Origin of the sequence: Phenylobacterium sp., from assembly GCF_044371015.1 — a bacterium.
Taxonomy (GTDB): Bacteria; Pseudomonadota; Alphaproteobacteria; order Caulobacterales; family Caulobacteraceae; genus Phenylobacterium.
In genome coordinates, this window is sequence record NZ_JBILUK010000222.1 from 1 (window position 1) to 5,344 (window position 5,344).

General features: G+C 67.2%; 6 protein-coding genes. 4 read left to right on the forward strand and 2 right to left on the reverse strand.

What is annotated here, in order from left to right:
- Positions 1 to 290: DUF1330 domain-containing protein (locus ACIQ3R_RS14885; protein WP_397419642.1), on the reverse strand; the 290-nt coding region annotated here is incomplete at its 3' end.
- A 77-nt stretch (positions 291 to 367) separates the two neighbouring features.
- Between ACIQ3R_RS14885 and ACIQ3R_RS14890 the strand changes: the two genes are divergently transcribed.
- From ACIQ3R_RS14890 to ACIQ3R_RS14900, 3 genes are all read left to right on the forward strand, one after another.
- The gene (locus ACIQ3R_RS14890; RefSeq protein WP_397419643.1) at positions 368 to 1,249 is read left to right on the forward strand and encodes a VOC family protein; all 882 of its coding nucleotides are present in this window, start codon (positions 368 to 370) and stop codon (positions 1,247 to 1,249) included.
- Positions 1,246 to 2,247, forward strand: a complete 1,002-nt coding sequence (locus ACIQ3R_RS14895) for a zinc-binding dehydrogenase (RefSeq protein WP_397419644.1) — start codon at positions 1,246 to 1,248, stop codon at positions 2,245 to 2,247. Before ACIQ3R_RS14890 ends, ACIQ3R_RS14895 begins: the two co-directional genes overlap by 4 nt.
- Before the next feature lie 80 nt (positions 2,248 to 2,327).
- Positions 2,328 to 3,638, forward strand: a complete 1,311-nt coding sequence (locus ACIQ3R_RS14900) for an alpha/beta fold hydrolase (protein ID WP_397419647.1) — start codon at positions 2,328 to 2,330, stop codon at positions 3,636 to 3,638.
- Here the strand turns inward: ACIQ3R_RS14900 and ACIQ3R_RS14905 are convergent.
- On the reverse strand, positions 3,635 to 4,918 hold the full coding sequence (locus ACIQ3R_RS14905) for an MFS transporter (RefSeq protein WP_397419645.1): 1,284 nt from the start codon (positions 4,916 to 4,918) through the stop codon (positions 3,635 to 3,637). The two genes, ACIQ3R_RS14900 and ACIQ3R_RS14905, sit on opposite strands and share 4 nt — an antisense overlap.
- Before the next feature lie 38 nt (positions 4,919 to 4,956).
- On the opposite strand from ACIQ3R_RS14905, the gene ACIQ3R_RS14910 reads away from it, so the two are divergent.
- On the forward strand, positions 4,957 to 5,340 hold the full coding sequence (locus ACIQ3R_RS14910) for a YciI family protein (protein ID WP_397419646.1): 384 nt from the start codon (positions 4,957 to 4,959) through the stop codon (positions 5,338 to 5,340).
- Positions 5,341 to 5,344 lie beyond the last annotated feature (4 nt).

Below are 5,344 nucleotides of genomic sequence, written 5' to 3' on the forward strand. Positions count from 1 at the left end.
GGCGCCTCGATCAGCAGCACCTGCACCTCGGCGGTTCCCTCGCGCAGTTTGCGGGCGGCGGCGTAGTCGGGGCTGTTCCAGAAGGCGAGAGCCGCCGCCTTGTCGGGCCACTCCGATATCACCATCGAAGCGCCGTCGCCGAAGTCGCCTTCGAGCAGCTCCACGCCAGGTCCGCGCAATAGATAGCGCCCGCCGAACTTCGGCAGCAGCTCGGCGGCGGCCTTCCCGTAGCCGGCGATGAAGGCCTCACGATCCTTGAGCTTGGCGGTCACGATCATGTAGGCGGGCATGGCGGGCCTCTCGACTTCAAATGATATAAGACTATACCATTTCAGCCGCCCACCAGAAACCTGACGGAGCCATTCGAATGGAGCTTCTGCGCGCCGCGACCCTGACGACGCCGGACCTCGATGCTGCGGTCGCGCGCTATGAGCGTTTCCTGGACTACGCGGTTGTCGAGCGGGGCGAAGTGGCGGCCGATCTCGCCGCAGCCTGGGGCGCGCCCGCCAGCGGCGGGCGGCGCTACGCCGTACTCCAACCCGCTTCGGGCGCGGACGTGTTCATCCGGTTCGTCGAGGGCGAGGTTCCGACTGAGTACGCGCCGCTGCGCACCTTCGGCTGGGCAGCGATCGAAATCTGCGTGCAGGACACCTTGGCGGTGAATGCCCGCATGGAAACCTCGCCGTTCACGATCATCGGGCCGCCCAAACAGCTCGACGGCCTGCCGGCGATCTTCCCGATGCAGGTGCGCGGGCCGGATGGAGAGATCGTTTATCTCACCCAGATCCGCGACAACCTGCCGGACTACGACCTGCCGCGCGCCGCCAGCCTGATCGATAAGCTGTTCATCCTTGTGCTCGCTTGCTCGGACATGGAGGCCTCGGCGGCCTGGTTCCGCGAGACACTGGGCATACAGCACGGCCGGACGATGGAGATCATCTATTCGATGATCAATCAGGCCTTTGGGCTTCCGGACGACAGCAAGCATCGGCTGGCGACCGGAATTCATGAACGCGACTGCTTCCTGGAATTCGACCAGTATCCGCCAGGCGCGACGGCCAGACCCTGCGCGCCGGGCGCATTGCCGCCGGGAGTGGCGATGACCACGCTCCGGCACCCGGCGTTCAGCGCCATTCCGGGCCCGTGGATCACCCCCCCGACGCCGCGTCCTGGCGCGATCTACGGCGGGCGTCGAGCGGGGACGCTTCGGGCGCCGGATGGATCGCTGGTGGAAGTGGTGGAGGCATGAGTCGCGTGCGGGAGATTGTGCTGGCCCGCCCGGTCGCCGGCCCGCCCGTAGCTGCGGACTTCGAGATTGTGCAACGCCCGACGCCGGCGGTCGATGCCGGTCGCCTGCTGGTTCGCAGCCTCTACCAGTCCCAGGATCCCTACATCGGCTCGCGTCTGCGCGGCCGTCACATGGGTGAACCGGCGCCCGCCCCGGGCGAAAGCCTGCCGGGCTTCTGCGTCGGCGAGGTGCTTGAGAGCGGAGACCCGGCCTTTGAGCCGGGGGATCGCGTGGTCGGTGAGATGGGCTGGGTCGAGGTGGGCCTGATGCCCGCGTCCGGGGCGCGAAAGGTCGCTGCCGGTGTCCCGGCCTCGGCGCATCTGGGCGTGCTCGGCATGCCGGGACTGACGGCCTGGGCTGGGGTCACGCAATTGGCCGAGGTGGGGCCCGGCGATCTTGTCAGCGTGGACGCCGCCGCCGGGCCGGTGGGCGGCACGGTGGGCCAGCTTGCCCGATTGCTCGGCGCGCGTGCGGTTGGGATGGCACGGGGCGAGGCCAAGTGCGCGTTGATCCGTGAGACCTACGGCTTTGATGCTGCTGTTGACCTGAACCGATCGGACTGGATCGAAGCCTACACGGCGGAAACCGCGCCTGGACCTACCGTTCACTTCGAGAACGTCGGCCTCTCTGTGCTGATGCCGGCCATGCAACGGCTGCAGAACTATGGCCGGGTGGTGCTCTGCGGGATGGCCGAGCACTATCACGCCGATACGCCGCCGGCGCAGGTGCCCGTGGGCCTGATCATTGGCAAGCGCGCCGCGATGATGGGTCTCGTCGTCTACGATTTCTATCCGCGATGGGAGGAGTGGATCGCGTTGGCGACGCCCTGGATTCAGGAGGGTCGGCTGGCCTTCGTTGAGGACATCGCCAAGGGTATTGAGGCGGCTCCGGCGCAGTTCGAGCGGCTGATGCGCGGTGAAAACCAGGGCAAGGCCCTGGTGCAGATGAGCGAAGCGTGAGGCCGGCGACGCGCCACTTCGCCTTGGTCGAAGGCCGTCAGGTTCTTTATCGGCGGGTCGGTGAAGGGCCCGCTGTGTTCGTGCTGCATGGATCGCCACAGGCCTCGCGGGCGGTGGCCGCCGTGGCGGAGGCGTGTGCGAACAGGGGCCTCTGCGCGATCAGTCCAGATACACCGGGCGCAGGGCGATCGGATCCGCTTCCAGGCGAGCGACCGTCTAGCGCCGACTATGCGGGCCACTTGAAAGGCCTTGCCGACGCCTTGGGTCTCCGCCGGGTGGGACTCTATGGCTTTCACACAGGCGCGGCCACGGCCTGCGCCTTCGCGGGGCTGTTCCCGGAGCGGACATCGGCGGTGGCCCTTGAAGGGCTTCCCGCATGGACCGAGGCCGAGCGCGTGGACTTCACGGCGAACTACCTGCCGCCATTCCGCCCGGCCTGGGATGGTTCGCACATGACCTGGCTCTGGGCGCGGATGGAAGAACAGTCGGTCTTCTTTCCATGGTCGTCGCCGACGGCCGAGGCGCGGATGGGCTATCCCGTTTCGCCGACCTTCGGGGTTCACGCCAACGCCATGGACCTGCTGGATGCGGGTGACGCCTACCGAGCGGTCTATCAGGCCGCGTTCGACTTTCGGCCAGAGTCCTGGCTGGAGCAGCTTCGAGCGCCCGCATTGATCTGCACAACGGAGTTCGATGTTCTGCGTGAGCATCTGGATCGGGCTCCTTTGGTGTCGAAGGGACGTGCTTTCGAAAGCCTCGTCGGGATCCAGGCAGCCTGCGCCGAACATCTGGCGGCCCACCCCGGTGAGGTGGCTCCGCCGGCGCCCTCGATCCGGGATCGCGGCTTCGTGGATGTCGGCGGAGAGGCGCTGGCGTGGCGCGGCGAACCGGCGGGCGTCCTCACGCTGCATGCTGCTGGCGGACGACTCGATGATCTGGCCCTCGAAGGCCTTCGTCTCGACCTGCCGGGGCACGGAGACTCCGCCGAAGGATGGGACGAGGCGCCCGTCGACCTTGCGGGTTGGGCCGATGTTGTTTCGGCCGCTCTGGCGTCCATTGGAGCTTCTGCGGTCGGAATCTCCGGTCAGGGAATCGGCGGCCGGATCGCCGAACGGCTGGGCGGACGCTCCATCGGCTCAGGCTACGGACCACCGCCCTCCCTGGGTTTTGGTTCGGTGTCATTGCGGCCCGAGTGGGATGGGGCGCATCTGGTCCGGGCCTGGCGGATCGCCCGCTGGGAGCGCCTGTTCAAACCCTGGCACGAGCGGGTTCAGGCGCGGGCACTGAACCCCTTCGGGGACCTCGACCCGCAGGCGATACATCGGCGGGCGGTGGGCCTCTTGAAGGCGCACGACCGCTGGCTCGCCGCCGCGCACCTGGAGGCGCCCTAAGCGGGCGCGGTGAACTGCCTATAGCGACCGAGCGTCAGTAGCAGTGCGGCGCCGCCGATTAGCATCAAGACCGCCTGCATCAGCGGCCCGTCGTAACTGCCGGTGGCGTCGAACGCGCGCCCAAACACCACCGGGCCGATTCCTGCGCCAAGGGCGAAGAACCCGTAGAGCGTACCGTAGATGGCGCCATAGCTCTTGAGGCCGAAGTACCGAGCGACCAGGAACGCCATCAGGTCGTACTCAACGCCGGCCGCGAAACCGATCAGGACGATCGAGATCGCCGCCGTTTCGAACGTCAACGGGCCGTGGGCGAAGATCCAGCACGCGGCGGCCGGCGCGCAGAGCATGAAGAAGGCGATGCCCGGCGCCCAGAAGCGGTCGATCAGCCAACCGCCCAGCAACCGGCCTGCGATCACCGAGAGCCCGATCAGCGAGGCCAGCGTGACGATGTCGGCGGCGGCGAACCCGCCGGACTTCAGAATGTTCTCCATGTTCGGGATCGGCCCGCCGATGGCGAAGCTGATCGGCACGAAGGCGACGGCCAACACCCAGAAGCGCCACTCGCGCAGCGTCTGGGAAAAGGTGAGGCCGGGCGCGTTGGCTGCGGCCAAGGCCGCGGACTCGCGCCGCTGCGCCGCATTCTGCGTGCGATCTCCCACATCGTGGAAGGCGAACCACGCCACCGGCAGGGCGATGATCAGGGGTAACGCGCCGACAGCCAGATAGGCGCCGCGCCAGCCGAACTCTGCGATCATCAGGGCGGTGAACGGCTTCACCAGGAAGCCGAACACGCCGGTGCCCAGCAGTGAGAGCCCCAACGCCAGGCCCTTGCGGTCATCAAAGCGGTTGTTCACAGCCCGGGTCCAGGTGATCGGCAGCGTGCCCGCCCCGAGCACGGCCATGATCGCCCAGTTGGCGTAGAAGAAGCGGATGTCGCCGGGGTTCAGGGCGAAGGCCATGAACGAGAGTGCAAACAGCCCGACCGAAGCCAGGGCCACGGGTCGCACACCGATGCGGTCAGCGAGGAAGCCTACCGCCGGGCTGGCCACCAGCACCGCGAAGGTCATGATGGGCAGGCCGCCCATGATGTCGCCGAACGTCCAGCCGAACTCGCGGGCCAGTTCCGGCGCCAGCATTCCGATGGTGTAGAACGGCACCGGCGACAGGCCGAGGCCGATCCCGAGCATCGCGGCGACGACGACCGGCCATCCCGTGCGGAACTCACCGTAGCCCTTGCCTTCCGCCATTGCACCGCCCTTAATGGTATAAGAATAGACCATTTGCGCCGGCTTCGACGGCGCTGGCAAGAGGGCTCGCCATGACGTCCGATGCAGCTCCGCCAACCGTGGCGCGATACGATAGCCCGCTGTTCCTGATCATCTGCAAGGACGGTCCCGGCTCAGCTGGACCCAGGGCGAGTCTGCTCGACGGGCATCTGTCGCATGTGGAGGCCAACTGGCGACGTTATGTGCTTGCGGGCCCGTTGCGGAATCCGGGCCAGGCTCCGCTGATCGGCTCTTACTTCCTTGTCCGCGCCTCTGACGCCGACGATGCGCGGTCGCTGATGATGGGGGATCCATATGTGGCTTCGGGCATGTACGGGTCGATGGAAGTGTTGGAAGCAACCGCCTCCATTGGGCGGTATCTCGGTGGAAAGATCTGGGAGAGCGCCGACTCAATCCGCGACCGGGCTGCCGGCTAAATGC

What these genes read in the sequence shown, in the direction of transcription:
- ACIQ3R_RS14890 (WP_397419643.1), top strand. Translation starts at nt 368, where the DNA reads ATGGAGCTTCTGCGCGCCGCGACCCTGACGACGCCGGACCTCGATGCT.
- ACIQ3R_RS14895 (WP_397419644.1), top strand. Translation starts at nt 1,246, where the DNA reads ATGAGTCGCGTGCGGGAGATTGTGCTGGCCCGCCCGGTCGCCGGCCCG.
- ACIQ3R_RS14905 (WP_397419645.1), bottom strand. Translation starts at nt 4,918, where the DNA reads ATGGTCTATTCTTATACCATTAAGGGCGGTGCAATGGCGGAAGGCAAG.
- ACIQ3R_RS14910 (WP_397419646.1), top strand. Translation starts at nt 4,957, where the DNA reads ATGACGTCCGATGCAGCTCCGCCAACCGTGGCGCGATACGATAGCCCG.